Source organism: Ruegeria sp. THAF33 (assembly GCF_009363615.1).
Lineage (GTDB): Bacteria > Pseudomonadota > Alphaproteobacteria > Rhodobacterales > Rhodobacteraceae > Ruegeria.
In genome coordinates, this window is record NZ_CP045384.1 from 2,798,009 (window position 1) to 2,824,663 (window position 26,655).

At 58.8% G+C, this 26,655-nt stretch carries 26 protein-coding genes, 1 other RNA gene, 1 pseudogene and 1 riboswitch; of the genes and pseudogenes, 13 read left to right on the top strand and 15 right to left on the bottom strand.

The annotated features are described in order from the left end of the window. Window positions 1-40: 40 nt before the first annotated feature. Both hemN and FIU92_RS14025 read left to right on the top strand, forming a co-directional pair. Window positions 41-1,396, top strand: coding sequence for an oxygen-independent coproporphyrinogen III oxidase (gene hemN, locus FIU92_RS14020; protein ID WP_152459194.1), 1,356 nt, complete (start codon window positions 41-43; stop codon window positions 1,394-1,396). A gap of 212 nt (window positions 1,397-1,608) precedes the next feature. Then, a complete protein-coding gene (locus tag FIU92_RS14025) occupies window positions 1,609-3,537 on the top strand; it encodes an elongation factor G (protein ID WP_152459195.1) in 1,929 nt (642 codons plus the stop codon). A gap of 24 nt (window positions 3,538-3,561) precedes the next feature. On the opposite strand, the gene FIU92_RS14030 is transcribed toward FIU92_RS14025, so the two are convergent. The 5 genes from FIU92_RS14030 to FIU92_RS14050 form a co-directional block, all read right to left on the bottom strand. Continuing rightward, window positions 3,562-5,139: an ABC transporter ATP-binding protein gene (locus FIU92_RS14030; protein ID WP_152459196.1), complete on the bottom strand. Its 1,578-nt coding sequence runs from the start codon at window positions 5,137-5,139 to the stop codon at window positions 3,562-3,564. After that, a complete protein-coding gene (locus FIU92_RS14035; RefSeq protein ID WP_152459197.1) occupies window positions 5,136-6,242 on the bottom strand; it encodes an ABC transporter permease in 1,107 nt (368 codons plus the stop codon). The genes FIU92_RS14030 and FIU92_RS14035 overlap by 4 nt, the downstream gene beginning before the upstream one ends. Then, complete coding sequence (locus tag FIU92_RS14040) at window positions 6,243-7,337, bottom strand: microcin C ABC transporter permease YejB (RefSeq protein WP_152459198.1); 1,095 nt, start codon at window positions 7,335-7,337, stop codon at window positions 6,243-6,245. 1 nt (window position 7,338) lies between these two features. Then, window positions 7,339-9,243: an extracellular solute-binding protein gene (locus FIU92_RS14045; protein ID WP_152459199.1), complete on the bottom strand. Its 1,905-nt coding sequence runs from the start codon at window positions 9,241-9,243 to the stop codon at window positions 7,339-7,341. 171 nt (window positions 9,244-9,414) lie between these two features. After that, a complete protein-coding gene (locus FIU92_RS14050; protein ID WP_152459925.1) occupies window positions 9,415-9,927 on the bottom strand; it encodes a cytochrome c family protein in 513 nt (170 codons plus the stop codon). A 120-nt stretch (window positions 9,928-10,047) separates the two neighbouring features. Between FIU92_RS14050 and FIU92_RS14055 the strand changes: the two genes are divergently transcribed. Next, the gene (locus tag FIU92_RS14055; RefSeq protein WP_152459200.1) at window positions 10,048-10,881 is read left to right on the top strand and encodes a prephenate dehydratase; all 834 of its coding nucleotides are present in this window, start codon (window positions 10,048-10,050) and stop codon (window positions 10,879-10,881) included. 4 nt (window positions 10,882-10,885) lie between these two features. Here the strand turns inward: FIU92_RS14055 and FIU92_RS23145 are convergent, their stop codons facing one another. The 4 genes and pseudogenes from FIU92_RS23145 to nudC form a co-directional block, all read right to left on the bottom strand. Then, the gene (locus FIU92_RS23145; RefSeq protein WP_256367498.1) at window positions 10,886-11,017 is read right to left on the bottom strand and encodes a hypothetical protein; all 132 of its coding nucleotides are present in this window, start codon (window positions 11,015-11,017) and stop codon (window positions 10,886-10,888) included. 15 nt (window positions 11,018-11,032) lie between these two features. Beyond that, window positions 11,033-11,427, bottom strand: a pseudogene (locus tag FIU92_RS23030) (AAA family ATPase); the annotation flags it as partial. A 47-nt stretch (window positions 11,428-11,474) separates the two neighbouring features. Further along, window positions 11,475-11,942, bottom strand: coding sequence for an SRPBCC family protein (locus FIU92_RS14065; protein WP_152459201.1), 468 nt, complete (start codon window positions 11,940-11,942; stop codon window positions 11,475-11,477). Between the two features lie 37 nt (window positions 11,943-11,979). Continuing rightward, on the bottom strand, window positions 11,980-12,963 hold the full coding sequence (gene nudC / locus FIU92_RS14070; protein WP_152459202.1) for an NAD(+) diphosphatase: 984 nt from the start codon (window positions 12,961-12,963) through the stop codon (window positions 11,980-11,982). A 182-nt stretch (window positions 12,964-13,145) separates the two neighbouring features. Here nudC and FIU92_RS14075 point away from each other — a divergent pair, with 182 nt between their 5' ends. From FIU92_RS14075 to rsgA, 3 genes are all read left to right on the top strand, one after another. Then, window positions 13,146-15,014: a bifunctional 2',3'-cyclic-nucleotide 2'-phosphodiesterase/3'-nucleotidase gene (locus FIU92_RS14075; RefSeq protein WP_254705313.1), complete on the top strand. Its 1,869-nt coding sequence runs from the start codon at window positions 13,146-13,148 to the stop codon at window positions 15,012-15,014. Between the two features lie 39 nt (window positions 15,015-15,053). Beyond that, an RNA gene (ffs, locus tag FIU92_RS14080) (signal recognition particle sRNA small type) lies at window positions 15,054-15,152 on the top strand. 107 nt (window positions 15,153-15,259) lie between these two features. Beyond that, window positions 15,260-16,336: a ribosome small subunit-dependent GTPase A gene (gene rsgA / locus FIU92_RS14085; protein WP_254705314.1), complete on the top strand. Its 1,077-nt coding sequence runs from the start codon at window positions 15,260-15,262 to the stop codon at window positions 16,334-16,336. 39 nt (window positions 16,337-16,375) lie between these two features. Here rsgA and FIU92_RS14090 read toward each other — a convergent pair whose 3' ends face one another. Continuing rightward, window positions 16,376-17,296 carry a hypothetical protein gene (locus tag FIU92_RS14090; RefSeq protein WP_371419718.1) on the bottom strand — a complete coding sequence of 307 codons (921 nt, stop codon included), beginning with the start codon at window positions 17,294-17,296 and terminating at the stop codon, window positions 16,376-16,378. Between the two features lie 70 nt (window positions 17,297-17,366). Then, window positions 17,367-17,589: riboswitch (cobalamin riboswitch) on the top strand. A gap of 90 nt (window positions 17,590-17,679) precedes the next feature. Here FIU92_RS14090 and FIU92_RS14095 point away from each other — a divergent pair. Next, the gene (locus FIU92_RS14095) at window positions 17,680-18,087 is read left to right on the top strand and encodes a hypothetical protein (RefSeq protein ID WP_152459203.1); all 408 of its coding nucleotides are present in this window, start codon (window positions 17,680-17,682) and stop codon (window positions 18,085-18,087) included. Here the strand turns inward: FIU92_RS14095 and FIU92_RS14100 are convergent. After that, complete coding sequence (locus tag FIU92_RS14100; protein WP_152459204.1) at window positions 18,079-18,591, bottom strand: dual specificity protein phosphatase family protein; 513 nt, start codon at window positions 18,589-18,591, stop codon at window positions 18,079-18,081. The genes FIU92_RS14095 and FIU92_RS14100 overlap by 9 nt on opposite strands. Before the next feature lie 171 nt (window positions 18,592-18,762). On the opposite strand from FIU92_RS14100, the gene FIU92_RS14105 reads away from it, so the two are divergent. The 3 genes from FIU92_RS14105 to recR all read left to right on the top strand — a co-directional run bounded on the left by FIU92_RS14105 (window position 18,763) and on the right by recR (window position 21,935). Beyond that, a complete protein-coding gene (locus FIU92_RS14105) occupies window positions 18,763-20,526 on the top strand; it encodes a DNA polymerase III subunit gamma/tau (protein ID WP_152459205.1) in 1,764 nt (587 codons plus the stop codon). Between the two features lie 400 nt (window positions 20,527-20,926). Further along, window positions 20,927-21,280 (top strand): YbaB/EbfC family nucleoid-associated protein, encoded by a 354-nt coding sequence (locus FIU92_RS14110; protein WP_152459206.1) that lies wholly within the window; start codon window positions 20,927-20,929, stop codon window positions 21,278-21,280. Between the two features lie 61 nt (window positions 21,281-21,341). After that, window positions 21,342-21,935, top strand: coding sequence for a recombination mediator RecR (gene recR / locus FIU92_RS14115; RefSeq protein WP_152459207.1), 594 nt, complete (start codon window positions 21,342-21,344; stop codon window positions 21,933-21,935). 69 nt (window positions 21,936-22,004) lie between these two features. Here recR and FIU92_RS14120 read toward each other — a convergent pair whose 3' ends face one another. After that, entirely contained in the window at window positions 22,005-22,502 is a 498-nt protein-coding gene (locus FIU92_RS14120; RefSeq protein ID WP_152459208.1) for a lactoylglutathione lyase family protein, read from the bottom strand. Between the two features lie 206 nt (window positions 22,503-22,708). Between FIU92_RS14120 and FIU92_RS14125 the strand changes: the two genes are divergently transcribed. Further along, entirely contained in the window at window positions 22,709-23,197 is a 489-nt protein-coding gene (locus FIU92_RS14125) for a hypothetical protein (RefSeq protein ID WP_152459209.1), read from the top strand. Here the strand turns inward: FIU92_RS14125 and FIU92_RS14130 are convergent. After that, the gene (locus FIU92_RS14130; protein ID WP_152459210.1) at window positions 23,194-23,835 is read right to left on the bottom strand and encodes a ribonuclease T2; all 642 of its coding nucleotides are present in this window, start codon (window positions 23,833-23,835) and stop codon (window positions 23,194-23,196) included. The two genes, FIU92_RS14125 and FIU92_RS14130, sit on opposite strands and share 4 nt — an antisense overlap. Before the next feature lie 130 nt (window positions 23,836-23,965). Here FIU92_RS14130 and FIU92_RS14135 point away from each other — a divergent pair, with 130 nt between their 5' ends. Continuing rightward, window positions 23,966-24,727, top strand: coding sequence for a DUF1013 domain-containing protein (locus FIU92_RS14135; RefSeq protein WP_152459211.1), 762 nt, complete (start codon window positions 23,966-23,968; stop codon window positions 24,725-24,727). Between the two features lie 51 nt (window positions 24,728-24,778). Further along, window positions 24,779-25,168: a hypothetical protein gene (locus FIU92_RS14140; protein ID WP_152459212.1), complete on the top strand. Its 390-nt coding sequence runs from the start codon at window positions 24,779-24,781 to the stop codon at window positions 25,166-25,168. 56 nt (window positions 25,169-25,224) lie between these two features. Here the strand turns inward: FIU92_RS14140 and FIU92_RS14145 are convergent, their stop codons facing one another. Both FIU92_RS14145 and FIU92_RS14150 read right to left on the bottom strand, forming a co-directional pair. Next, window positions 25,225-26,256: a permease gene (locus FIU92_RS14145; protein ID WP_152459213.1), complete on the bottom strand. Its 1,032-nt coding sequence runs from the start codon at window positions 26,254-26,256 to the stop codon at window positions 25,225-25,227. Beyond that, window positions 26,249-26,557, bottom strand: coding sequence for a helix-turn-helix transcriptional regulator (locus FIU92_RS14150; RefSeq protein WP_152459214.1), 309 nt, complete (start codon window positions 26,555-26,557; stop codon window positions 26,249-26,251). The genes FIU92_RS14145 and FIU92_RS14150 overlap by 8 nt, the downstream gene beginning before the upstream one ends. Between the last annotated feature and the right edge of the window lie 98 nt (window positions 26,558-26,655).

A 26,655-nucleotide genomic window follows, 5' to 3' on the forward strand; every position in this document is an offset into this window, starting at 1 on the left:
ATCAAAGCACCTGTGTCGCCTGTCGCATAAGGGTATCGCCATGATAGTGAAACCACAATTGGCAAAGCTTGGACTTTTTGACGCGAAAGTACCGCGTTACACAAGCTACCCCACCGCCCCCCACTTCAGCAACGACGTGGGATCAGACATGTTCGGCGACTGGATTTCCGGGATCAAACCCGGCAGTGCAATTTCGCTGTACATTCATGTCCCATTCTGCCGCAGGCTATGCTGGTTCTGCGCCTGCAGGACACAAGGGACACAAACCGACAATCCGGTAATCGCCTATGTCGATGTTCTGAAGGCCGAACTGGACCTTCTGGCCGCACGTCTGCCTGAGGGTGTGGTTCTGTCGCGCCTGCACTGGGGCGGCGGCACACCAACATTGCTGAACGCCCAATTGATGCGCGAATTGGCGCAACACATCCTGGGTATCGTGCCCATGGGGCCGAATGCCGAATTCTCGGTCGAGATTGATCCGAACGAGATTGACGAGGCGCGTTTGGATGCGCTGGCAGACGCGGGCATGAACCGCGCCTCGATCGGGGTGCAGGATTTCGATGACGAAATCCAAAAAACCATAGGCCGTATTCAAAGCTATGACACCACGCGCGACGCTATTGACATGATCCGTGAACGTGGCATCACCAGCCTGAATGCGGATATCCTCTACGGTCTGCCACATCAGACCAAGGCGCGCATGACGGAAAGCGTGCAGAAACTCGTGTCGCTCAACCCGGATCGCGTGGCACTTTACGGTTATGCCCACGTGCCTTGGATGGCCAAGCGGCAGCAGCTGATTCCGTCGGACGCCCTGCCCACACCGGAACAGCGCCTTGAACTATTCGACACGGCCCGACGTTTGTTCCTTTGGGACAATTATGCCGAGATCGGTATCGACCATTTCGCCACTGTGGATGACGGTCTGACACACGCTTTGCGCGCGGGCCGCCTCAAGCGGAACTTCCAGGGTTACACCGACGATCAGGCCGATGTTCTGATTGGTGTCGGGGCCAGCTCGATCTCTCGTTTCCCGCAAGGCTACGCGCAGAACGCCCCGGCCACCTCTGCCCATACCAAAGCCATTCGCGATGGGCAGTTTTCGACATCCCGAGGGCACCTTTTCAAAGGTCAGGACATTCTTCGTGCTCGCCTGATCGAGGCATTGATGTGCGATTTCAAGATCGACTCGGCGGAAATCCTGCGGGATCACGATATTTCGGCCTCTGACTTGGACGAGATGTACCGCGCAGCCAACGCATCTTTCGACGGGATGCTGCAAATCACCGAAGCCGGGCTTTTCATACCGCCCGAAGCGCGGGCGCTGACCCGGATGATCGCCCGCAGCTTTGACGCCTATGACCTCAGCAAAGCCGGGCACAGCTCGGCCATCTGACCCTTTTTCGGCGGGCAACATTCGGCCCGTGACGCGCAAAACACATCAGGGGCTTGACGCACGCCTGCGGTTTTTCCCACACTCATGTTGTAGGGCGGCATCTCGCTCTGCGGTCTGAGGCGGGCAAAATACAGACAATCCTTGTCGGCGCCAACGCGTCGGTCGGTCCCTTTCGTGTAGCCAATCTGCAACCTGAAAGAGGGACAACACTCATGCGCGTTTTCACCGTCCTCGGGCCCAGCCAATCGGGCAAATCTACGCTTGTCGAGGCCATCAGCCGCCTCGACGGGCGCCCCACCACATTCGATGTTTCCGGAACCGTGCATTTGCACGGTTTTTCTTACCTGGACGAGCCCTGGTGCGCGATCGACGTCGATGGGGGCGGCGATGCACTGGCCTATGTCGGCCCTGCAATGGCGATTTCGGACGCCGCCGTGGTCGTGGTGCCCCCCGACCCGAATGCCGCCGTTCTGTGCGCGCCCTACCTGCGATTGGTCGAAGAGGCCGGCATCCCCTGTTTTCTGTTCATCAACCGGATGGACAACCCCAATGGCCGCGTCCGCGATATCATCGCCGCTCTGCAAACATACTGCACCCACCACATTGCCCTGCGTCAGGTGCCGATCCGCGAAGGGGATACGATCATCGGGGCGGTTGATCTGATCTCGGAACGGGCCTGGAAATATCAGGAGGGCCAGCCCTCGGCCCTGATCGAACTGCCTCAATCCGTCGAAGACCGCGAGCAGGAAGCGCGAACCGAGCTGCTCGAAACCCTGTCCGATTTCGATGACAACCTGCTGGAACAGCTGATCGAAGACAAACAGCCGCCAAGTGACGAGGTCTATGATCTGGCGGCACAGGTCCTGAAGAACCACCAGTTGATTCCCGCCTGCCTGGGTGCCGCAAGTCACGGCAACGGGCTGACGCGTCTGATGAAGGCGCTGCGGCACGAAGCCCCCGAATTTGACATCGCCGCCGGGCGCGACGAGGCCGCAGACAGCGCCCGCGCCATTGCCGGTTTTGCAGATGTCAAAAAGCACATCGGAAAAATCGTGGTTCTGCGCGGCCTGGGGGACGGCGTGCAAGCCCATGAAGCCTTGGGCGGTGAGACCGTCGGCAATCTGACAACGCTGGATGCCAAAACCCAGATCGCCACGCTTGAGGCCGGGCAGATTGGTCTGGCGGTGAAATCCGATCACCTAAACCCCGGCTATATCTACGACAGCAATTCGGCGACGGAACTGCCGGAATGGGCAGCCTCGCATCCGGTGGCGCATCGTCAGATCGTCTCGCCCGCGCATGAGCGGGACGATGTGCGCCTGTCAAACGCCCTGAGCCGCCTGGCCGAAATCGACCCCGGCCTTCACCTGCAACAGGATGAGCTTACCGGCCACGCCGTTCTTGGGTCTCAAGGTCCGCAGCACATGCGACGCGTGACCGCCAAACTGGCCGAGGATTTCGGGATCGAGATTGAAGCCGACCCGGTCGAAACCGCCTATCGCGAAACCATCCGAACACCTGTCGAACATCGCCACAGACACCGCAAACAATCCGGCGGGGCTGGGCAGTTCGCGGATGTCGTGATCTCGGTCGCGCCGCTGCCGCGCGGATCTGGGTTCCAGTTCGAAGAGGTGGTCAAGGGCGGCGCGGTGCCCAAGAATTACATCCCATCCGTGGAACAGGGCGCCAGAGACGCGCTGGAGCAAGGCCCCGAGGGCTTTCCGGTGGTGGATGTGAAGGTCACGCTGCATGACGGCAAACATCACAACGTGGACAGTTCCGATTATGCCTTCCGCACCGCGGGCAAGAACGCCGTGCGCGAAGCGCTGCCACAGGCCAAGCCCGTTGTTTTGCAGCCAATCCTGAACGCCGAAATCCACCTGCCTTCTGATTTTGTCGGCGACCTCGTGCCGACGATCAGCTCTCTGCAAGGGCAGGTTCTGGGATTTGAGGGCAACCCGAACGCATCAGGCTGGGAGATTTTCAACGCCCTGATTCCCGCCGTGGCCGAGGATGAGTTGCATCGCACTCTTGCCAGTGCCACGCGCGGAACCGGGTGGGTCAAGCTGAGCTTTGATCACTATGAAGAACTGCGCGGGCCGGTGCCGAAAACGGCGGCCAAAGAGAAAGCCAGCGCCTGATGGACTGACGGTGGCGGGCTGATTTCAGCCCGCCGCAGCAATCAATTCGCGGGTATAGTCGGTCTGGGCATTTTCGAACAAATCCTCGGCCGTGCCCATTTCAACCACATCTCCGTTTCGCATGACGATCACCTTGTGCGACATCGCCCGCACCACTTTCAGGTCATGGCTGATGAACAGATACGCCAGCCCGTATTTCTTTTGCAGATCGCGCAGCAGATCGACGATCTGAACCTGAACCGTCATGTCCAGCGCGCTGGTCGGTTCGTCCAGAACCAGCAGCTTGGGGCGCAAGACCATCGCGCGCGCAATCGCGATGCGCTGACGCTGACCGCCCGAAAACTCGTGCGGATACCGGTCCATTGCCGCAGGATCCAGGCCCACCTCGGTCATCACCTCAGCGACCAGTTCACGCGGCGCGCGATGAGGATCAATATTGTGAATGGCCAGACCTTCCGCGATGATCTGCTGACAGGTCATGCGTGGGCTGAGGCTGCCGAACGGGTCCTGAAACACGATCTGCATATCCTTGCGCAGCCGGCGCAGCTCTCGTGTGGACCATTTCCGAACATCCTGATCGCGGAAGGTGATGCCGCCTTCGGACGCGATCAGACGCATGATCGCCAGCGCCAGCGTGGTCTTGCCCGACCCGCTTTCGCCCACGATCCCCAAGGTCTCACCCGCGCGCACGCTCAGCGTGGCGTCATTCACCGCCTTCACATAGCCGACCGTGCGTTTCAGAAACCCGCGCTGGATTGGGAACCAGACCTTCAGGTGATCGGTGCGCGCGACTTCCTCGGCATCTGTTGCAACGGCGACTGGCTGGCCCGAAGGTTCCGCGGCCAAGAGCTTGCGGGTATAGGGGTGCTGCGGGTTGTCGAAGATCTCGGCGGTCGCACCGGTCTCGACGATCTCACCATCCTTCATCACACAGACCCGGTCGGCGATGCGCCGCACGATGCCCAGATCATGGGTGATGAACAGCATCCCCATGTTTTCGGATTTCTGCAAACTGGCCAGCAACTCGAGGATCTGTGCCTGAATGGTTACATCCAACGCCGTCGTCGGTTCATCGGCGATCAGGATGTCCGGCTTGTTCGCCAGCGCCATGGCGATCATCACGCGCTGCCGCTGTCCGCCAGACAACTGGTGCGGATAGCTGTCCAGCCGGTCTTCGGGGTCGCGGATACCGACCTTGTTCAACAATTCAAGAATTCGTTCGCGCGCGACATCACCCGTGACCCCCTGATGCAGGGCCAACGATTCCGCCATCTGCTTCTGGATCGTGTGCAGCGGGTTCAGCGATGTCATCGGCTCTTGGAAAATAAAGCTGATGTCATTGCCGCGCACATCCATCAGGCGTTGCTCCGAGGCGCCGATCATCTCCTGTCCGTCATAGGTGACGGACCCTTCGACGATCGCGCTGTCGCCCAGCAAAGATACGGTGCTGAGCGCGGTCACAGATTTGCCCGATCCGGATTCACCCACCAGCGCCACGGTTTCCCCGCGATCGACATGGAATGACACGCCCCGAACCGCAGCACTGATCTGACCGTCCTGCCGGAACGAGACCTTCAGGTTGTTTACATCCAGCAGGCTCATGAGAAGGTCTTTCTGGGATCGAACGCATCCCGCACGCCTTCAAAGATGAAGACCAGCAGAGACAGCATGATGGCAAAGGTGAAAAAGGCCGTGAAAGCCAGCCATGGGGCCTGAAGGTTCTGTTTTGCCTGCAAGGTGAGCTCCCCCAGCGAGGGGGCCGAAGACGGAAGACCAAAACCCAGATAATCCAGCGAAGCCAGCCCGCCTATGGTGCCCGTAACGATGAAGGGCATGAAGGTCAGCGTGGCCACCATTGCGTTGGGCAGCATGTGGCGGAACATAATGGTCATGTTGCCCACCCCCAATGCCCGTGCAGCGCGCACATATTCAAGGTTTCGCGCCCGCAGGAATTCTGCGCGCACCACGCCAACCAACCCGGTCCAGCTGAACAGGATCATCAACGCGACCAGCAGCCAGAAACTTCGGCCCAGAACCGCGAACATGATGATGATCACATATAACGAAGGCGTCGCTGACCAGATCTCAATGATCCGCTGAAAGATCAGATCCAGCCAACCGCCGAAGAAACCCTGTATGGCACCGGCAAAAATACCGATCAGGCTGGCAGCGCCCGTCACCAGCAGCGTGAACAGGATCGACAAGCGGAAGCCGTAAATCACCCGTGCCAGCACATCGCGCTTGGTGTCATCGGTGCCCAGCAGGTTCTGGCCGTTGGGCGGCAAAGGTGCAGCCCCGGGGCGATCCACAGACGTGTTGTAGGAATAGGGGATCAGCGGCCAAAGCGCCCAGCCACGCTCGAACCCTTCCGCCTGGAAAGTCCCGGCGTCGATTTGTTCAATGATACCTTCGGGATCGTCGAAACACTCTTCCAGTCCACCGCTATCGATCAGGCATTGAACTTCGGGATCGCGATAAATGGCTTCAGTCTGGAAATCGCCACCAAATTCGGTTTCCGCATAGAAGTTGAAGACCGGCATGTAAAACTCGCCCCGGTATTTCACCAGAATCGGTTTGTCATTGGCGATGAACTCGGCAAACAGCGACAGGCCGAACAACACGGCGAAGATGATCAACGACCAGAAAGCGCGCTTGTTTCGGCGAAAATTGCTCCAGCGGCGCTGGTTCAGGGGGGACAATGCCATTTACCCCTCCCGCTTTTCAAAATCGATGCGCGGGTCGACCAGCACATACATCAGATCGCTGATGATACCGACCACCAGACCCATCAGGCCAAAGATGAACAACGTGCCGAAAATCACCGGGTAATCCCGCGCCACGGCGGCTTCAAAACCCAGACGTCCCAGACCATCAAGTGAGAAGATCGTTTCGATGATGATCGAACCTCCGAAGAACACGCCGATGAACACGGCCGGAAATCCGGCTATGACGATCAGCATCGCGTTGCGGAACACATGGCCATACAGCACCTTGCGTTCGCTCAGGCCTTTGGCGCGGGCGGTCATGACATATTGCTTTTTGATTTCATCAAGAAAAGAGTTTTTGGTCAGCAGCGTCAATGTCGCAAAGGCCGAGATCGTCAGCGCAATGGTCGGCAACGCGATATGCCAGAAATAATCTGCGATCTTGCCAAAAAGACTCAGGCTGTCCCAGTTGTCGGATGTCAGCCCCCGCAACGGGAAGATCTGCCAATAGGATCCACCGGCGAAAAGCACCAGCAGTAGAATGGCAAACAGGAAGCCAGGGATCGCATAGGCCACGATGATCGCTGCGCTGGTCCACGTGTCGAACTGCGAACCGTCCCTGATCGCCTTGCGAATGCCTAGAGGGATCGAAACCAGATAGGCGATAAGCGTTGACCACAGGCCCAGCGAGATCGAGACCGGCATTTTCTCGAGCACCAGATCAATCACGCTGATCGAGCGGAAATAGCTCTCGCCGAAGTCCAGCGTCAGATAGTTGCCCATCATGATCAGAAAACGTTCCAGGGGCGGTTTGTCGAAGCCGAATTCCTTTTCAAGTTCAGCAATGAACTCGGGCGGCAGGCCCCGCGCACCGACATATTTGTCGTCGAAAACGCCGCCCGCCGGCTCTGACCCCGCGCCGGCATCGCCCGCACCCGCAAAACCGGCGAAAACATCCCCCTGACCCTCGATCTGGGCAATGATCTGCTCAACCGGTCCGCCGGGCACGAATTGTACCAGCGTAAAGTTGACGATCATGATGCCCAGAAGGGTCGGAATGATCAGCAACAAACGTCTTAGAATATAGGCGCCCATGTTATCGCAGCGCGCCTTTCGCTTTCAGTGCGGCCTCTTTTTCCGGATTGATCCACCACAGATCCAGATAGCCCAGCGAATAAGGCGGCAGGTTTTCCGGGTATTCATACATATCGTAATATGCCACCCAGTGGTCAGCGATGTATCCTACGGGGATCACGAAGAACTCGTACCGCAAAGCGCGATCCAACGCCTTCAACGCCATGTCCTGATCCGCCTGATTGTCAGTATCAAAGGATGCTTCGATGATTGCGTCAACCAATGGGCTGGCCAATCCGGCCGGGTTGAAAAGACTGAATGCGGCCTCTTCCGACCCGTACATCTGGCTCAACCCGCCACCGGTCGACAAAAAAGACCCGTAACGAGTGGAATAGACCATGTCATAGTCCCGCTCGCGGCTGCGCAGCGTGTATTGCGCCGGGTCAACCTTTTCCGCCGACGCATCCACGCCAATGGCTTGCAGGTTCTGGACATAGGTTTCAATCATCGTGGCCGTCGAAGTCGGCAGATTTGAAGGATAGGGGAAATCCACCTTGAGCGTCTGTCCTTCCGCGTTGCGCCGCACGTTGCCATCGCCGACAGGCCACCCGGCCTCGTCCAGCAGCTTCGCGGCTTTTCGCAGATTTCTGCGATCGTTCAGGCGCGCGGGGTTTGACTCGTGAACCGTCACGGCAGGTTCTGAAAGAAGGTCCTCGGGCACAACCTCACCCAGCGCTTGAAGAAACGCCAGTTCATCGCCCTCGGGCAGGCCTTGCGCTTCCAGCGGGGTGCCTTGCGTAAAGGAGTTGCGCGGCGAATTCAGACCAAACAGCAGGGATTCATTTGCCCATTCGAAATTGAAGGCCAAGGCCAGGGCCTTGCGTACTTTTTTGTCGGAGAACTGCGGTTTTCCGAGGTTGAAGACGAAGCCTGACGGTGTTGGCGGGCTGCCATCCGGTATCTCGTCCCGAACGATCACACCTTCGTTCAGCTTCGGAAAATCATACGCCGTCGCCCAAAGCTTGGGATCGCTTTCAATCCGCAGCGTGTATTCACCGGCCTTGAACCCCTCGAACGCCGCTGTCTGATCGGCGAAATACTCGACGCGAATGGTATCGAAATTGTTGCGACCGACATTGAATGGCAGATCTTTACCCCAATAGTCGTCACGTCGCTTGTAAACGATACGACGATTGATGTCATAGCTGTCGAGTTTGTAGGGGCCCGAGCCGACCGCAACTTCCAGACGCGGCTCATCCAGACGCCGGGACTCGTCCGCCTCGAACCATGCTTTCGAAAAGACGGGGGTCGACCCAACGGTCTCGATCAAACTGCGGCGTGTGACTTCCGGATTGAACGTGAACTTGACCGTGTGATCATCCAGCGCTTCGGCCCCCGTCACCATGCGGCCCACGGCCTGGGCGTAAGAAGGCAGACCCTGTTCGATGAACAGGCGGTGGCTGTAGACAACATCCTCGGCCGTCACCGGCGTGCCATCCCAAAAGGTTGCTTCGGGCCGCAAATGGAAAATGACGTAGTTGCGCCCTTCATCGTATTCCAGACTTTCCGCCAACACGCCGTAATACTGTCCGACACCGTCATCAGAGCTTTCGAACAGGCGGTCATATTGCAGCGTCGTCAAGGCGCCTGCGCGCCCCTTGCGGGAATAGGGATTCAGGGAATCGAACGTCCCCGAAGCCGCCAAGGACAACTCACCACCTTTCGGTGCATCAGGGTTCACGTAATTCAGATGCGGATAGTCAGCAGGGTAATCCAGATTGCCGAAATACGAATATCCATGACTGCGGGTAACCCCCTCATCCAATGCCAAAGCGGCTTGCGAAGAGAGCAGAACAGCACAAAGCCCGAATATGCCAGCCAATGGCCTGACCTTAAGATCACGTGCAGCAGGCATTAGGGATATCATGGGGCTCATCCTCTGGGTTATTGTAATCTTTTATGTCGCATACGCTAGCTAAAGTGCCAACGCTGACAGTTTCAAGTTTAGAATGCGTGAGCGCTTTGTGAAGTTCCCTTCAGACAAAAAAAAGCCGCTGCGCGGGGCAGCGGCTCTGAACTTCAATAGTCTCTCAGGCAATCAGTTGCCAATTGTCTGCAGATAAGCAATCAAGTCCGCGCGGTCCTGAGGTTTTTTCAAGCCAGCAAAACTCATCGATGTTCCCGAGATATAGGCGCTTGGGCGTTCCAGGAAGGCATCCAGCGCTTCGGGCGTCCAGTTGCCGCCATGGGCCTGCATGCTGGCTGAGTAACCGGTGAAACCTTTTGCCGAGGCAACCGGGCGATCAACTACGCCATACAGGTAAGGGCCGGTTCCATTCGCCCCGTCTTCCAGCTTGTGGCACGCGGTGCACTTGCGGAATACTTTCGCGCCCTTCTCAACGTCAGCGGCGGCCAGCAGATCTTCAAAGACCACTTCTTCGCCGTCGGCGCTTTCGCCCGAGCTTTCGGTTTCGATAATGTAGGCGGCCTCAGCCGAGCCATGGCCACCGGAAGAATAGAGAATGTCAGCCCCCCATTTGGCCAGAAGCAGCACCAGGAAAGTGCCGAACAGGCCTGCGGCGGCCTTCGTAACTGTCATCGTGTCGAACATTGATCGCGTGTCCATTTCAGCTGTCTGCGCAGGTGTCTAAGGCTTCCACTTGCGAGAGGCAAGGTATAGACACCGCGACGAAACGACCAAATCGCGAACTTGTTGCATGGAATCGACCAAATGACCAATCGCATTGCTTTTCAGGGCGAACCCGGCGCCTACAGTCACGAGGCCTGCCGCAACGCACGCCCCGAAATGGAGGCCCTGCCCTGCCGCACATTCGAGGATGTGATCGAATCAGTTCGCTCGGGCGCGGCCGATCTGGCGATGCTGCCGGTCGAAAATACGACCTACGGTCGGGTTGCCGATATCCACCGGCTGTTGCCCCATAGCGGGCTTCACATCATCGATGAAGCGTTCGTGCGTGTTCACATCAACCTTCTTGGTGTACCCGGCGCAAAACTGGAAGACATCACCGAAGCGCATTCGCATCTGGTGCTGCTGCCGCAATGTTCAGGATTTCTGAAGGAACACGGTATTCGCGGCCGTGTCAGTCCCGACAATGCCCGCGCCGCGCGCGAAGTGGCCGAAATCGGGGATTTGCATTCCGCCGCTCTGGCCAGCGAGCTTGCGGCTGAAATCTACGACCTGAACGTGCTGGCCCGCCATATCGAGGACAATGACGACAACACGACCCGTTTTCTTGTCATGTCACGAGAGGCGGATCTGTCACGTCGGGGTGAGTATGAAATGATCACCAGCTTCGTGTTTCAGGTCCGCAACATCCCGGCCGCGCTGTACAAGGCCATGGGTGGCTTTGCCACCAACGGGATCAACATGACCAAGCTGGAAAGCTATATGGTCGACGGGTCCTTCACTGCAACGCAGTTTTATGCGGATATCGTTGGACATCCCGAAGACCGCAATGTGCAGCTGGCAATGGACGAACTGGAACACTTCACGACCAATGTCGAGGTTCTTGGCGTCTACCCTGCGGCCCATCCTCGCGGCTGACAGGTCACGTGAAAGACTGGCTGAATTCCGATTGGCGCAGGTCACTGCGCCATGCCTGAAGAATTGTCTGCACGTTGGCTTCAATGCCGTCCATGGAATCAATCTCGATATCGTAAACTCTACCTGCGTGGATCATGGTTTGGTCCCGTTGGGCGCTTCCCACCGGACGGTCGCCGCGTAATCGTTCGCGCGCGTTCAACTCGGGAACCGGCAATGGACAGCCACGAACAGAACATCAAACGGGCGGAAAAGGTCGCGCAAATCTTTGTCCCACCCCGGCGTATCCAGAATAGGTTCCAAAATCAGATTGTTGCCCGAGGCCGCGTAGGCAGCCAGCGACTGATGAAACCCATCAAAGACTGCCGATCGGTCGTCGGACCAATCGAACTCGCCACGGCGATAGCGATCCAGCGGCAGAACACCACAATCGCGCAGGTGGTCGATCGAGATATGCCAGAATGGCTTCGCTATCTTCTGTTGCAAAGCCTGCGCGATTGTCGATTTTCCGCTGCTTGATGCACCATGCAGAAAAATAATGTGCGACATCCGAGGTTTTTTCCAATCCTTGCCCCGATCAGCCCAGCAGACCCCGTTCACGCCCCGTGCAGGTGACGCTGCTCCAGTTCACGCGCAAACTCGCTGAACCGCAGCTGGAATTGCTTGCGGAACTTTGACTGTCCAAGCTTCATGGACTGCAACAGCAACCTCGCGGGCAAGGACTTTGCGGCCAAGGACATTTCGATGCTCAGGCGTGTCCGGCGCGGAGACAGGGCCAGAAAATCAACTGTCGTCAGGCCGGTCATCCCTTTGCTGGCCGCCTCGAACCGCATTTGCGACGGCTTGTCGTAATCCGTCATCACCACCGACATCTGGCGCGGCTTTCCACGCAACTTGAATTCGGTTTTCCATTCAGTGCCGGCAACCACCATTGCATCAGCCTCCAGACGCCGCACGTCGATACCACGACGCATCGCCATACGTTCGAACCTTTCGAAATCCGACACCATGTCGAACACCGAATTGATCGGGGCTTCGATATCTTCGCGCGCTGAAAACTGCATAATGACCTTTGCTGTTTATGGCTTCACCAGTTTTTCCTCAGTCCAGCGTATCCGCAAGCCAGTTCTGAAGCAGAAAATGAGCGATAGCTCCCTTGCGAGCCGGCAACAACCGGGGATGTTCGCCGGCAAATGCCTGCATCATTTCGGATTTGCTGACCCACATCGCCTCTTCGATCTCGACCGGATCGATAACGATGTCGCGCGACAGGGCCTCGCCGGCGCATCCGAACATCAGGGATGCCGGGAACGGCCAGGGCTGGCTGGACAGGTAAGACACCGCACCAACAGGTACGCCTGCCTCTTCCATCACTTCGCGACGCACCGCCGCTTCGAGCGTTTCGCCGGGTTCGACAAATCCCGCCAGCAAGGAAAACATGCCCTCGGGCCAACCCGGAGACCGCCCTATAAGCACATTGTCCCCATGCGTAATCAGCATGATCACAACCGGATCCGTGCGCGGAAAATGTTGCCCGCCGCATGACGGGCAACTGCGCTGCCATCCCGCTTGCGACATATCGCTGGCTGCGCCGCAGCGAGCGCAGAAGCGATGTGTTTCGTGCCAACCGACAACCGCCTTGGCGGATGCGGCCAGTTCGGCATCACGAGGCGACAATCGCGCCATGATCCGGCGAAGCTCGGCGAAAACATGCCCTTCAGGCAAATCCGGGTGCTGCTGTTCGGATCTGTCCACGAACTCTCCCAGGCCGGTCAGATCCAATCCCTCTGCCGCCCAGGCCGAGATATCCGCAGCAAACAGGGGTGCGCCCTCTGCGCTCAGGCCCAGAAAAACCGGTGCTTCGATCACGCCGCCGGGGCCATCGCTGACCAGCGGGTGGGTCATCTGCGTCAGGGCAAGCTGATCCAGCGCCGCGCCCACGACCAAAAGCTTGCCTCGCCACAGCAATATGCATCGCGCAGCAGGGTCGCGCGCCATCTCGGACAGCTTCTCTGAATCCCCACGAAGATGCGCTGCCCGATGCAGGCCCGAGCCGCCGAAAGTCACCTGCTCTGCGTTTTTCATTGGAATTCCTTCTGGTCTTGCGCACAGGGCTGCCATGTCTCAGGCCCTGTTGCAATGGCATTTCAATACGCAAAACGCAGAGACGCGCCGCCGAAAAGCCGCATGGCGGCCTCGGAAAAATCATCTAGACTGCGCTTTGATGATTTTAGCCCATTACCACATTCAAAAGCAGAACAAAAAAAGTGAAGCAAAACCCATCGACGCAGGTTCAACCCACAAAAGACCGTGGGCGTATTCGTATTCTTGCCACCTCCGACCTGCACATGCATCTGACCGGTTTTGACTATTACGCGGACACACCGGACCCGACGCTTGGGCTGACACGCACCGCCAGCCTGATCCGCAAGGCCCGACACGAGGCCACAGACGCGCTGGTGCTGATTTTCGACAACGGGGATTCGCTTCAGGGAACGCCGATGGGCGAATGGGCCATTCGAAACGACAATCCCCACCCGATGATGCAGGCATTCAAGGCGCTGGACTATGATGCGATTGGTCTGGGCAACCATGATTTCGGGTTCGGGCTGCCGACATTGGACAAGACCCTTGCACAAGCCCCGTGCCCGGTTCTGTGCGGCAATCTTCATCGGTCCGGAGAACAACAATCATGGCAGCGTTTTACGATCCTTGACCGTGTCGTGAGAGTGGGAAACAAGGATGTGCCCATTCGCGTCGGCGTGTTTTCGGTTCTGCCGCCGCAGACGACGCGTTGGGAAGAACACAATCTGAACGAAACCGTAGCGGCGGACGGCATCGTTGTCGCGGCACGGTCCCTGACGCGTATCTTGCGCGAAAAGGGGTGCGATCTGATCGTGGCGCTCGCCCATTCCGGGCTTGGACACCCGGACGCAGCGACCGACACTGAAAATGCCGTTATTCCCCTGGCCGCGATCGAGGGCATCGACGCTGTTGTCGCCGGGCACACTCACCTGACCCTTCCCGCACGCACCGGCGCGCAAACCCCGAATGTGGATGACGTGAAAGGGCTGGTGCATGGAACGCCGGTTGTCATGCCCGGCTCGGCAGGCGCATATCTTGGAGTAATCGATCTGGCCGTTACCGTACAGCCCCAGTCGGGGCTGTGTGTTGTCGACAGCAACGCCGAATTGCGCCCGGTTTCGGTGGGCGGCACCGCGATTGGCGAAGATTTGGAAATCGCGCATCTGGTTGAACCCGCACATCAGCAGACCCGTCAGGACATGGCCGCGCCCGTTGCGCACGTCTCGGACACATTGCACAGCTATTTCAGCTTCTGTGCGCCGGATCGTGGGTTGGCGCTTGTGGCCGCCGCACAGGCAGCCGCGTTGCGCCCTTTTTTACACGGCACCACGCTTGCAGAGCTGCCGCTGTTGTCAGCCGCGTCGCCGGCCAAATGCGGCGGACGCTCTGGCCCCAGGCACTATACGGACGTGCCGCCCGGTGAAATCTGTCTGCGTCACGTGGCGGACCTGCATGTCTTTCCCAACGAGTTGCGCGCGGTTCAGATCACGGGCGCGCAGCTGCTGGAGTGGTTGGAGATGTCAGCCAGCGCCTTCAACCAACAATTCCCCGACGCCGAGGCAGAGCTGTTCGACCGGGATCGGGCGGGATACAATTTCGATGTCATCTTTGGCCTGTCCTATCAGATCGACCCGTCGCAACCGGCGCGTTACGATGTCGGGGGGCAAATGATCCATCCCGGCCACAGGCGGGTGCATCATCTGACTTACGTAGGCCAGGCCGTGCAGCCCGATCAGGCATTTGTCGTTGCGCTCGATAATTATCGCGCAAGCGGGGGCGGACATTTCCCGCATGTGTCATCGGCCCCGGCCATCGATCTGCCCCCGCTGGATATCCGGGACATTTTGCGGGACTACATGACGCACCGCCTGCCACCCGACCCATTGGCCCGGCAACCTTACCCGTTCTCTCTGATGCCGAAATCGGGGATGACAACCATTCTTCGGACCGGTCCCGGTGCTTTGAAGTATGTCGACGAATTGAACAGGTTTGCCCCCAAGATTCTGGAACCTGACGAAAACGGTTTTGCACGCATTCGGCTGACGCTCTGACGGGTTGTCTTTTGCCGAAGCCTTCCCTATATCCTGAGTCGAGAGGTTGGCGCGGGCGAGCGCCTCGCCAACCTGGTCAGGTCCGGAAGGAAGCAGCCACAACGAGCCCCGCTTGGGTCGATGTCCAACCTCTCACTTTACGAACCTTAGCCGCAGGAGGGCTTTATGATTGTAGCAAAGACCCTTCGGGCAGCACGGTTCTGACCTCACGGTATCGACTGACTGCCTGAACACATGACCCGGGGATGAGCGATCGCCATCCGTCGGGAGTGCTGTTTCTGACGACAGGCAAACCAATGTTTCTTGCACTTTCGGACCTGGGATGGTCCTCTCACTTTGCTGCGCAACACGCGGCTTATCCTACCTGCACACCTTTTCGCATCACTTCCGTTCATCGGGACCGCCTGATCGGGCTGAACCCTGACGGCGAAGTCCCGTTGCTGACCCCCGATCAAACGACCGGCAGCTATGCCGTTGGCGATTGGGTTCTCGCCGATGACGACAAACGCGTGCGCCATTTGCTCGACCGGCGCAGCCTGCTGCACCGACGCGCCGCCGGTACAGGCGCCGCGACGCAACTGATCGCAGCCAATGTCGATGTGCTGTTCATCGTCAGCTCGTGCAATGCCGATTTCAACCTGCCCCGGCTGGAACGGTATTTGGCGCTTGCGTATCAGGCCGGGTGTTACCCGGTCGTTGTTCTGACAAAGGCCGACAAATCGGCGGACCCTGACAGTTTCTCGGGACAGGTGCAATCACTGGACCCGTTCCTGACGGTTCTGGCGATCAACGCGCTGGACCCGGCAGAGGTTGAAAAGGTGCTGTCCTGGTGCCCAAAAAGCCAGACCGGAGCGCTGGTTGGTTCGTCGGGCGTTGGCAAGACGACACTTGCCAATACCATGACCGATCAGGATCTTGCCACCTCGGACATTCGCGAGGATGACGCAAGGGGCCGGCACACGACGACCGCACGCGCATTGCACCGGATGCGCAACGGTGGCTGGTTGATCGATACACCCGGAATGCGCGCGTTGCGCCTGGTGGACGCTCAGGACGGGATCGACGACGTTTTCTCGGACCTTGCCGAGTTGAGCCGGGACTGCCGTTTTTCGGATTGCCAGCACAGCTCCGAGCCCGGATGTGCCGTGCAAAAGGCAATAAGCCACGGTACGCTTGATCCGGCTCGATTGGACCGGTGGCGCAAGCTTCGGCGCGAAGATCAGCGCAACTCTGAGACCGTCGCGCAGTCCCGGGCGCGGGACAAAGCGTTCGGCAAGATGGTCCGTGGCGTCATGAAGGAAAAGAAACTTCGCAACCGGTGATTGTTGGACGGTGCCCGGCCCGTCCTGCGACGCGTCTGATCAAGCGATCAGTCGCGGCCAAACCGCTGCATTGCGCCGGGCAAATGCTCCGATATGACCAACCTCGGGCAACCCGAAATCGGCAGGGCTCAGCAGGTGGCGGTTGGCATCGGGGCCGTAAAGATCCGCAAGCCGCCAAACCGCTTCCGGCGGCACCATCTGGTCGTCCTCGAAGGTGAACAAATCCACGGGCGTTCCAGAATCCTTCCACTGCGCCGCAGGTAACTCATGCCCGATTTCAGGCACATAATTCAAAGGCGCGGTACACCATTTGCGCCACTGCCAATAGACCGATGCCGGCAGATCCGAGCCGAACCCGATCGCCTTTCCGGGAAGGTAGCCAAGGGCTCGGGCCAAAAGCGGGGCATGACCATACCAGAACAATCCTGCCAGACCCCGATAGGGCCATGGGTGGTCGCTTACGGTTACCAGCCCCGAACACACACAGATCATCCGGTCAATCAGATCGATATCCGGCTGCACAGGCCCCAACATCGCGCCGATCGAATGACCGATGGTCCAATGCTGCGAATCGGGAAACCGTCTGCGCATTTCCGCCCGTGCCGCGGGCATGTCGATCAAAGCCCAATCCGCCATGGTCGCACGCGAGTCTTTCAGGCGGCCAGTCAAGGAATGCCCGTAATCGCGATAGTCATAGGTCAGGCAGGCCATACCCTGCTCGGCAGCAAGCCATCGTGCGAAATGACGGTAATAATCGCGCGGCACACCCGTTGCACTGTTCAGCACGACGACGATTTCGGGCGAGGTCAGCGGGCTGTACAATCGGGCAGACAGTGTTTTCTGCCCGGAAGGAAAGCAAAACTCTTCGGTCAATACCGTTTGCTCTGTGTCCAACATGATCTCTGGCTTTGCGCTTGGTAAATCCGGTTTCAGAACCTCAACGCCCTCGACACTATGCATGAACCAACATCGTATCCAGCATGACCAAGCGTCCGGTCAAAAGATCGGCTTGACTCGATGCGTGCTCAAACGCTAGCGGTTGTGTGATGGTTTCCGGCCTCCACAAGGGGTCGGGATGAAAAGGGAACACGGTGCGGTAATGTCTGGTCATGCAGGCAACATCCAAATCCGCGACTGCCCCCGCAACTGTAAGCGGTAAGCGATGCCGAAACACCACTGGCCCCGAAGGCTGGGAAGGTTGGCAAAGCGATGACCCGCAAGTCAGGAGACCTGCCATCGGAAACGAAACCAAAACTCGGGCGGGGTGTCCGGGCAGGTCCTGACGGCATCACGATGTCCCACCTGTCCAAAATATCCTGTCCACCAAGCGCGGAGGGCGCAGGATGATCTGGAAGACAAAAACACATGAATTCAGTGCAACAGTATGTCAGCGGACGGGTAAAACCTGCCCCGCTTTGGCGCGGCTGGCGCGCTCGATATCCGAAGCCATGGCCCAGGCGACCTCGGCCACAAGTGACGATTTCGAGATTGAGGGCAGCAGTGAGCTGTCACATTGCACCGAAGGATGTCATGCAATTTTCCGCGCGCAATCAGACAGCATTCGTGTTTTTTGCGGGACGCAGCCCGAAACCGCAGTTGAGCCGCTGAACGGCTATGCCGACCTGATCTTCGGAAACACGTTCAGTGCGATGCCATCCGGCGTCGTGAATCCTCCACCCTGCGCGATGATCGAAGTTTCCACGATCCGGCCTTGGAAACCTGCTTGCGCGCCCGTGCAGATTTCAATCTGAATCCAGACTGACCTGTGCCTGGGCGCGCCGAGAGGCCCAGGCCAGTTGCGCATCCGTTTCGACGGCGCAAGGGCGCACCGCCCGCAATCGTTGCAGCGCCGTGTCCGCGCGTTCGCCGCATTCGACCATAAGCCGAAGGACAACCATACCTGACCTGCCACATCCCCCGCGGCAGTGCACCAATACGCGACCTCCGCCGGAAAGCGCGTGCCGGGCTGCGGCGCTGACGGACGGCCACGCGTCATCAATCGCTTTTGTGGGCGCTCCGAAATCTTCGATCGGCAGGTGAACCCATCGGCTGGCGCGGCTTTGAATATCGCTGCCAAATTCCTGCGCCCCGTCCTGAAGCATTTCGACATCCGTCGTCATCGAAACAACAAGCCCCGGCTGCCAGGCTGCGATCATATCCAGATCGCTGGAGTAATCTCCGCCGCGTCCGGGCATCGAGGTCAGTGCCAGCGTTCCGCCACCAACTTGCAGGGCGTAGATCACCAACTGCGACATGAATCCTGTCCTCCCCAAAGAACTCTTTACAAAAATGAGCCATTAAATCCGCTGATGCAGTTTAGTGCGAAAGCGACTCGTTTCTAAATCAAAAATCATCGCGCCCCGCTGTGGACGCGGGCAACGGTGGCCACTACGCTGTGCCCAAGCACCGAATCCCAACGAGAAGACATGACAGACAGCTCCAGCCCCGCCTATCAGGTTCTCGCCCGCAAATATCGCCCGGAAACCTTTGCCGATCTAGTGGGTCAGGATGCCATGGTGCGCACCCTAAAAAACGCGTTTGCGGCCGACCGGATCGCGCAGGCCTTCATCATGACCGGCATTCGCGGCACCGGCAAAACCACGACCGCAAGGATCATCGCCAAAGGGATGAACTGCATCGGACCCGACGGAACCGGTGGCCCCACGACCGAGCCCTGCGGTCAGTGTGAACATTGTGTCGCCATCATGGAAGGCCGCCATGTCGACGTGATGGAGATGGACGCCGCCAGCCGTACGGGCGTCAACGATATCCGCGAGATCATTGACAGTGTCCGCTATCGCGCCGCCAGCGCGCGTTACAAGATTTATATCATCGACGAGGTTCATATGCTCTCGACCAGCGCGTTCAACGCGCTGCTCAAGACGTTGGAAGAACCGCCCGCGCATGTGAAGTTCATCTTCGCAACCACTGAAATCCGCAAAGTCCCTGTCACCGTGCTGTCCCGCTGCCAGCGTTTCGACCTGCGCCGGATCGAACCCGAAGACATGATTGGCCTGCTGCGCAAGATCGCCGAAGCGGAAAACGCCCAGATCGCCGAAGACGCGCTGGCGCTGATCACCCGAGCAGCGGAAGGATCGGCGCGGGATGCGACCTCGTTGCTGGATCAGGCGATTTCGCATGGGGCTGGTGAGACGACCGCCGATCAGGTCCGTGCAATGCTTGGACTGGCAGACCGTGGCCGGGTTCTGGACCTTATGGATATGATCCTGCGCGGCGATGCCGCCGAAGCACTTACCGAGTTGAGCGGCCAATACGCCGAAGGCGCGGACCCGCTGGCGGTGCTGCGCGATCTGGCCGAGATCACGCATTGGGTGTCCGTCGTCAAGATCACGCCTGACGCGGCGCAGGACCCGACGGTTTCTCCGGACGAACGGACCCGGGGCCAACACATGGCCGAGGCTCTGCCGATGCGGGTTCTGACCCGGATGTGGCAAATGCTGCTGAAGGCGCTCGAGGAAGTCTCGGCAGCCCCCAACGCCATGATGGCCGCCGAAATGGCCGTTATTCGCCTGACCCATGTGGCGGATTTGCCCAGCCCCGAAGAGCTGATCAAACGATTGCAAGATGCCCCGCCACCGCCGCCGGGCGGGCCCAATGGCGGCGTTTCGATATCCCGACCGGGCACCGGTCCGGCGCCGGCTGGCGCGGCCCATCCACCTGCCTATGCGCCGTCCCCTCGCGGTGCCGGTGGCGCACCGGTTGCAGCCCTGGCGCAGGATTCCCAGACGGCTCTTGCCCGGTACCCAACCTTCGACCACGTGGTGGAACTGATCCGGACAAATCGCGACGTGAAGTTGCTGGTCGAGGTGGAAAACGGCGTGCGCCTCGTCTCCTATCAACCCGGACGAATCGAATTTACGCCCGCCGCCCAGGCACCGGCAGATCTGGCGCCACGACTGGGCTCTGCCTTGCAACGCTGGACAGGAAATCGGTGGGCTGTCTCGATCGTCTCGGACGGTGAAGCCCCCACAATTGCAGAAATACGGGACGAGGCCGAGCTGGCACTGAAATCCGAGGCCGAAAAACACCCGTTGGTGCAGGCGGTACTGGCGCAATTCCCAAAGGCGAAAATCACCAGGATCGAAACGCCGGAGCAACGCGCGGCCAAGGTCGAGACCGAAGCGCTTCCCGAGGTGGAAGACGAGTGGGACCCGTTCGAGGAAGACTGACCCCACCGCCCGTCACCCCTTGTTTCAAACGAAACTGATCCAGTTTTCGTTCGAACACATCCGCCTGCCTGTCTCAGATCGTTCGTTGCAACACCGGCGAACGGAAGGCGGCCCGTGACAATTCTGATCCGGATGCTGCGTAGCCATTCGAACCCCGCCCAGATTTTCTGTGTTCCATGCAATCACTCTCGGCAGAAGACCATATGCGCGCCAAGGGCAATCCGCGCGTGTCGGGCCTGCAGGCGAATATGGCGTCGCAGATGGGCAGCACGATTCTGCTGACGCCTGCGCCGATCAACATGTCGGCCGGAACGATAGAGCCTCCGACCGGCGGGAGAACCCTTGTGCCATGTGGCTGCTGCCCGTATCTAGAGCGCAAACGGAGACACAGGAGAATACTATGCTGAAAGGACTCGGCGGGCTTGGCGGTCTGGGCGACATGGCCAAGATGATGAAATCCGCGCAGGACCTGCAAACCAAGATGACCGAAATGCAGGAAGAGCTGAACAACATGATGGTTGTCGGCGAATCCGGTGCAGGCCTGGTCAAGGCAACGGCGACAGCCAAGGGTGAACTCAAAGGTCTGGATATCGACCCGTCGATCTTCAACGGCGATGACAAGGAAGTGGTCGAAGACCTGATCCTGGCCGCCATCAAGGATGCGCAGACCAAGGCAACCGAACGTTCGCAGGAAGAAATGGCCAAGCTGACCGAAAGCATGGGCTTGCCCGCAGACATCAAGCTGCCGTTCTGAGCTTCATCTTTTCTAAAATACTCCCGCCGGAGGCTCCCTCCGGCGCAAGACAGGACTGGCCATGAGTTCGAACAGCGACATCGACAACCTGATCGACCTGATGGCCAAACTGCCGGGCCTGGGCCCGCGCTCGGCCCGCCGCGCGGTTCTGCACCTGATCCGAAAACGCGCCCTGCTGCTGACGCCCCTGTCTGATGCCATGCAGCAGGTCGCGATCACGGCCCGGGAATGCCTGAATTGCGGCAACGTGGGCACCACTGACATCTGCGACATCTGCAACGATGAAGCCCGCGCAACCGGCGAGCTCTGCGTGGTCGAAGACGTCGCCGATCTGTGGGCGATGGAGCGTGCCGGAGTGTTCAAAGGGCGCTATCACGTTCTGGGTGGCACGCTGTCGGCGTTGGACGGGGTCGGCCCCGACGAGTTGCGCATTCCCCGCCTCAAGGACCGGGTTGTGGCCGAAGGGATTTCCGAAGTCATCCTGGCGCTGAACGCCACCGTAGATGGCCAGACCACCGCCCACTACATCGCCGATCAGCTTGAGGGGCAGGTCCGCCTGACTTCGCTGGCGCAGGGTGTGCCTATTGGCGGAGAACTGGATTATCTGGACGACGGGACGATCACGGCCGCGCTGCGGGCGCGGAAGGAAATCTAGCTAACCTCGGAGGATCGGGGCGATAACTGCGCCATCGCCCCAGCACGTATCAACGCGGGCCCACGGGCTTCAGGTATATGCACCAGACGAGTAGGTCAGCTCATACGAGTGGCTGTAGATTTCGAATACGATACCAAAGGGGTCTTCAACATAGACCATTCGGTAAGGCTTTTCTCCGGGATAGTAGTGCCGTATCGGCATCCTCTGTTTTCCACCAGCCTGCACAATCTTTTCGACCAGACCTTCGACGTCAGGGTCCTGAATGCAAAAGTGAAACGTGCCATTTCTGCGGAAATCGATGTTGTTTTCAGGCTCGTAATTCCCGTCAAACTCGAAGAGTTCAATTCCAATCCTGTCCGCTGTCGCGAGATGCGCGATACGCAGTTTCCTCCAGTCCGGGCCAAAAACATCCGTGCACATAACGCCAATATCCGAGTCATCCTCGACCACGTCCGTGGGCGGCATGATGACGTAAAAACCCAAGACCTCGGAATAGAACTTCACGGCTTCGTCCACGTTGGGAACAGACAACCCGATATGTGAAAAAGTCCTTGGAAACTGAGACATAGAAGGCTCCTTAATCTGCTAAGACGTAAAACTATTGGACAGCGATTCGTTTTCAAGTTGCTTCCCAAGCCTTCATAGCAGGGTTCACCCCGCCGCACGGGTCATGACCCGGAGACAAAATACTCGCTACAAAGCAAAAGGGGCTTTGCCTTCCGTGCGCGCGTAGTAGAATGCCTCGGACTTGATCCCTTTGATTGGAATACGTTATGGCCCGCCTTCTCGCCCTCGCCTTCGCCACGTTCACTGCAACCGCCGCCCTGTCGCAGGACCTTGTGGACAAGGGCTTTGTCGAAGGTTGGAACATCATGATGGACCCAGCGCTTGGCAACGGGTGCCTGATCCAGACGGTGTATCAGGATCTCTCGGTGGTGCGGCTGGGCTATGACGCGCTGGGCAATCGTGGGTATTTCGCCGTGTACAACAAGGCATGGGGCGACATTAAACAGGGCGAGAGTTATCCGATCCGCTTTGATCTGGACGGCAAAAGCTATGATGCGACGGCCATCGGGTTCAACGAACGCGACGTGCCGGGCGCAACCGTGTTTTTCACCGACCGGAGCTTTGTGAACGCCATCGCTCAGAACAAAACGATGACCGTCTACAATCCGGCAGGTGAAGTGGTGATGGCCATCGATCTGAAAGGCACCGCCAAGGCGCTGGACTATGCGCGGGACTGCCAGAACAAAAAGCTTTAACGAATCGGATCGAACAGGGCGTCCTTTGCCGTGCAGTCACGGATCACGTCGCGGCCACAGGGTACGGGATCAAGATCGCGGGACAGGCACAGGCGGACTTCTTCGATATAGCCCTGTTTGCAGGTGATCGTGATCATGTCGCGCTCCAACTCAGGGTTGGCCTTCAGGAATGCCTCCTCGACCACCGAAGCCGGCAGTCTGACGGATGAATCCAGCTTGCGGAGCACCTCAGGGCGCTTGACCGCTTCATAAGCCCGCCGGGACAAGGCAAAGTAGTCGGATGCCGACAATCCCGAGCATGTGCCGTGTTTCTTCCATTGATGCCACGCAAGGCCGGAGCTGCCCTGAATATCCTCCATTTCCCGCGTCATGCGTCGCGAAGGTGGGCTTTCGGGGGTACGGCAGTAGGACGGCCAGCCCTGATGGAACTGTGGCCATAACCCGTGCAGTATCCAGCCGTGATCATGCCGATCGTCACATTGATCCGAGCCGCGCGCGTCACCTTCGCGGGCGCACCAGTTGGGCGACCAGCTGAGCGACAGCACGTAGTAATCGAACTCGCCCGCCTTTTCGCCCTCGGCCAGCGCAGCGACCGCGCTCAAGATCCACAAAACCAGCCCCGTAATCCCTTGGCGCATTCGCCTCTTCCCTTCTTGCCTTTGCGCGACTATATACGGGCCAAGTTCCCCGACAACGGAAACCTGCCCCAAAACCAAGGGGCCGCCGAATTCCGGCGACGGGACAGATGTATGTATAGGAGACGGGCTGATGGCAAAACCGCTTATGGCCAAGGCAACCGCCGTATGGCTGGTGGACAACACCACGATCAGCTTCAAGCAGATCGCGGATTTCGTAGGAATGCACGAGTTGGAAGTGCAGGGTATCGCTGATGGTGACGTCGCCGCCGGCGTCAAGGGCTTTGACCCGATCGCCAACAACCAGCTGACCCAGGAAGAAATCGACGCGGCACAGAACAACCCGCTTCACAAGCTGAAGCTAAAGTTCAACCCATCGGCCGCCGGCGAGGAAAAGCGCCGTGGCCCGCGTTACACGCCGCTTTCGAAACGTCAGGACCGTCCGAACTCGATCCTGTGGCTGGTCAAGTTCCACCCGGAACTCAGCGACGGCCAGATTGCCAAGCTGGTCGGCACCACCAAACCCACCATCCAGTCGATCCGCGAACGCACGCACTGGAACATCGCCAACATGCAGCCGATTGATCCTGTTGCTCTGGGTCTGTGCAAACAGTCCGAACTGGACACGGCCGTGCAGAAAGCGGCGGCCAAGAAAGCAGCTGAAGGCGGCGTGATGAGCGATGACGAACGTCGCAAGCTGGTCTCGACCGAGCAGTCGCTGGAAATGGACGCAGCGCCGAAAATCCCGACCGCAATTGAAGGTCTGGAAACCTTCTCGCTGTCCGACGAGCCGTCGGAAGAGAAAGAAGACGAGCCGATCATCGACGCAGACAGCTTTTTCAACCTGCCCAAGGGTGGGGCGGATGACGAAGACGAAGACGATCTTCGTCCGTAACGCGCAAACAGCCTCGGCCATGACGGCTGGGGCTTTTTTCACGGACTTGCCATGCTGAACGTTCTATCTGCGGTATTTGGCCCGCACCGCGCCGTCACGATTTATGCCTTTCTGAAAACGTGGGGGCTTGGTCTGGCCGGCGGCGTTGTCATGATTGCCATCGTCACGACATTGTTTCTGCTGGGGGATGAAGGCGAACACGAGCATGAGGCATTTCTGATCGTCCCGGTTCTGTCTGCAACTCCGGTGAACGGAGATCTGAAAAACGGCGTCGTGGCATCGGTCCGCTTGCCTGATGGGTCCGCCACATCGATTACGTCCACAGATGCGCAGATTTCGCAGACAGTGGGCACGACGGCCTGTATCGAAAAACGCGTTTACGTCGAAAGCGGAGAAGCCCGATACCGGTTCAAACTGCCACGTCTGTGCGACGGTAGTTGATCGACGGAACCGAACGGATAAAAGCCGCCCGATGTGACACCGGGCGGCTTTTGCGTTCAAACCAATTGAAAGATGATACCAGCCACGATTGCGCCACCGACCCCCAGGGTCAGATAGGTTGCAAAGACACGTGGTTTGACCAATGACCAGACCGCAGCCATCGCCGGGATGGAACTGACGGCACCGGCAACCATGAACGACATGGCCGCACCCGCTGTCATACCTTGCTCCATCAACCCTGCCAGCAAAGGCGGCGCCACGTAGGAGTTCAGGTATGCCGGCATACCCACCAGCGCAGCAACGACGATCGGCAGCACGCCTTCTCCGCCAACCAAGCCTGCGATCAGGTCGGCGGGGACATAGTTTACCAAAAGCGCCTCGAGGACATAAGCCAGCGCAAGCCATTTCAACAGGAACAGACCGTTGTGCACGAATTCCGAACGGAACCGGGCGCGGCGCTCAGGCTCCTGCCAGAATTTCCAGATCGGTTTGTCATCCGTTTTCGGACCACATCCGCAGCACCCGGCGGGCTTGTATTCGCGCAAGGGCTGGGCAAACGCGCCGTTGCGCATCAGCAACCGAACCGCGAACCCACCGAACAAGCCAAGCGCAACAGCCGCAACAGCCTTGCCGATGGCAAAGGGCCATCCCAGTGCACCGGCGGTTATCAAAAGCGTCGGCGGATCGATCAAGGGTGAGCTGAGCCAGAACGCCATGACTGCGGACAACGGCGCACCAAGGGCCAGAAGACCCGCAATAAAGGGGATAACCTCGCAAGAACAGAACGGTGCAAGACCACCGAACAAGGCAGCCAGAAAGATCATCCGGGTTTCGCGCCCCTCAAAGGCACGCGCCACCATCACCTCTGCGCCGGTCGCCTTGAGGTAAGACAGCAGAAGCACTGCAAACAGAATATACTGCCCTGTATGCGCCAGAGCCTTGGCTGCAAATGTCACCACCTCGGGCAAGTTTCCGGGATCCAGGATTGCCACCGCCGCCAGAATGACGACGATCAGCGTCCAGGGTGTCTTGATCAGGTCCAGCGCCACTTTGGCAGTCATGCGCGGGTTCTGTGTCAATTCAGCCATCGTTCGCAGCCTTTCCAACTTCGTCAGCGCAGCACTCGCTGAGAATGAATTGCGCCAGATTTCTCAATTCGTCGTAATTGGCGCGGTTGATCGTGGTTCGACCGGCCTTTTCCTGTTCGACCACACCACCGGCTGCAAGAAACCGCAGGTGATGGGCCAGGGTCGACGGGGCAATCCCTGTCCGGTCCTGTATCTCGCCAACGGTCAATCCGGCTTTGCCAGCCCGGACCAGCGTCTTGAGGACTTTCAGCCGAGCTTCAGAGCCCATGGCAGAAAATCCGGCCGCAGCAGCTTCCCACATCCACTATCTCCATTAAACTAGATTTCTAGTTATTTAGTCCGAAGGAACTCGCCGGTCAACCCCGCCGACAAAATTTCGTGACTGCGATGTAAGTCCAG

Excerpts from the sequence above, each read along its gene's own strand:
- hemN (WP_152459194.1), top strand. The coding sequence starts at position 41 with ATGATAGTGAAACCACAATTGGCAAAGCTTGGACTTTTTGACGCGAAA.
- FIU92_RS14025 (WP_152459195.1), top strand. The coding sequence starts at position 1,609 with ATGCGCGTTTTCACCGTCCTCGGGCCCAGCCAATCGGGCAAATCTACG.
- FIU92_RS14030 (WP_152459196.1), bottom strand. The coding sequence starts at position 5,139 with ATGAGCCTGCTGGATGTAAACAACCTGAAGGTCTCGTTCCGGCAGGAC.
- FIU92_RS14035 (WP_152459197.1), bottom strand. The coding sequence starts at position 6,242 with ATGGCATTGTCCCCCCTGAACCAGCGCCGCTGGAGCAATTTTCGCCGA.
- FIU92_RS14040 (WP_152459198.1), bottom strand. The coding sequence starts at position 7,337 with ATGGGCGCCTATATTCTAAGACGTTTGTTGCTGATCATTCCGACCCTT.
- FIU92_RS14045 (WP_152459199.1), bottom strand. The coding sequence starts at position 9,243 with ATGATATCCCTAATGCCTGCTGCACGTGATCTTAAGGTCAGGCCATTG.
- FIU92_RS14050 (WP_152459925.1), bottom strand. The coding sequence starts at position 9,927 with ATGTTCGACACGATGACAGTTACGAAGGCCGCCGCAGGCCTGTTCGGC.
- FIU92_RS14055 (WP_152459200.1), top strand. The coding sequence starts at position 10,048 with ATGACCAATCGCATTGCTTTTCAGGGCGAACCCGGCGCCTACAGTCAC.
- FIU92_RS23145 (WP_256367498.1), bottom strand. The coding sequence starts at position 11,017 with ATGATCCACGCAGGTAGAGTTTACGATATCGAGATTGATTCCATGGAC.
- FIU92_RS14065 (WP_152459201.1), bottom strand. The coding sequence starts at position 11,942 with ATGCAGTTTTCAGCGCGCGAAGATATCGAAGCCCCGATCAATTCGGTG.
- nudC (WP_152459202.1), bottom strand. The coding sequence starts at position 12,963 with ATGAAAAACGCAGAGCAGGTGACTTTCGGCGGCTCGGGCCTGCATCGG.
- rsgA (WP_254705314.1), top strand. The coding sequence starts at position 15,260 with ATGAGCGATCGCCATCCGTCGGGAGTGCTGTTTCTGACGACAGGCAAA.
- FIU92_RS14090 (WP_371419718.1), bottom strand. The coding sequence starts at position 17,296 with ATGCATAGTGTCGAGGGCGTTGAGGTTCTGAAACCGGATTTACCAAGC.
- FIU92_RS14095 (WP_152459203.1), top strand. The coding sequence starts at position 17,680 with ATGATCTGGAAGACAAAAACACATGAATTCAGTGCAACAGTATGTCAG.
- FIU92_RS14100 (WP_152459204.1), bottom strand. The coding sequence starts at position 18,591 with ATGTCGCAGTTGGTGATCTACGCCCTGCAAGTTGGTGGCGGAACGCTG.
- FIU92_RS14105 (WP_152459205.1), top strand. The coding sequence starts at position 18,763 with ATGACAGACAGCTCCAGCCCCGCCTATCAGGTTCTCGCCCGCAAATAT.
- FIU92_RS14110 (WP_152459206.1), top strand. The coding sequence starts at position 20,927 with ATGCTGAAAGGACTCGGCGGGCTTGGCGGTCTGGGCGACATGGCCAAG.
- recR (WP_152459207.1), top strand. The coding sequence starts at position 21,342 with ATGAGTTCGAACAGCGACATCGACAACCTGATCGACCTGATGGCCAAA.
- FIU92_RS14120 (WP_152459208.1), bottom strand. The coding sequence starts at position 22,502 with ATGTCTCAGTTTCCAAGGACTTTTTCACATATCGGGTTGTCTGTTCCC.
- FIU92_RS14125 (WP_152459209.1), top strand. The coding sequence starts at position 22,709 with ATGGCCCGCCTTCTCGCCCTCGCCTTCGCCACGTTCACTGCAACCGCC.
- FIU92_RS14130 (WP_152459210.1), bottom strand. The coding sequence starts at position 23,835 with ATGCGCCAAGGGATTACGGGGCTGGTTTTGTGGATCTTGAGCGCGGTC.
- FIU92_RS14135 (WP_152459211.1), top strand. The coding sequence starts at position 23,966 with ATGGCAAAACCGCTTATGGCCAAGGCAACCGCCGTATGGCTGGTGGAC.
- FIU92_RS14140 (WP_152459212.1), top strand. The coding sequence starts at position 24,779 with ATGCTGAACGTTCTATCTGCGGTATTTGGCCCGCACCGCGCCGTCACG.
- FIU92_RS14145 (WP_152459213.1), bottom strand. The coding sequence starts at position 26,256 with ATGGCTGAATTGACACAGAACCCGCGCATGACTGCCAAAGTGGCGCTG.
- FIU92_RS14150 (WP_152459214.1), bottom strand. The coding sequence starts at position 26,557 with ATGTGGGAAGCTGCTGCGGCCGGATTTTCTGCCATGGGCTCTGAAGCT.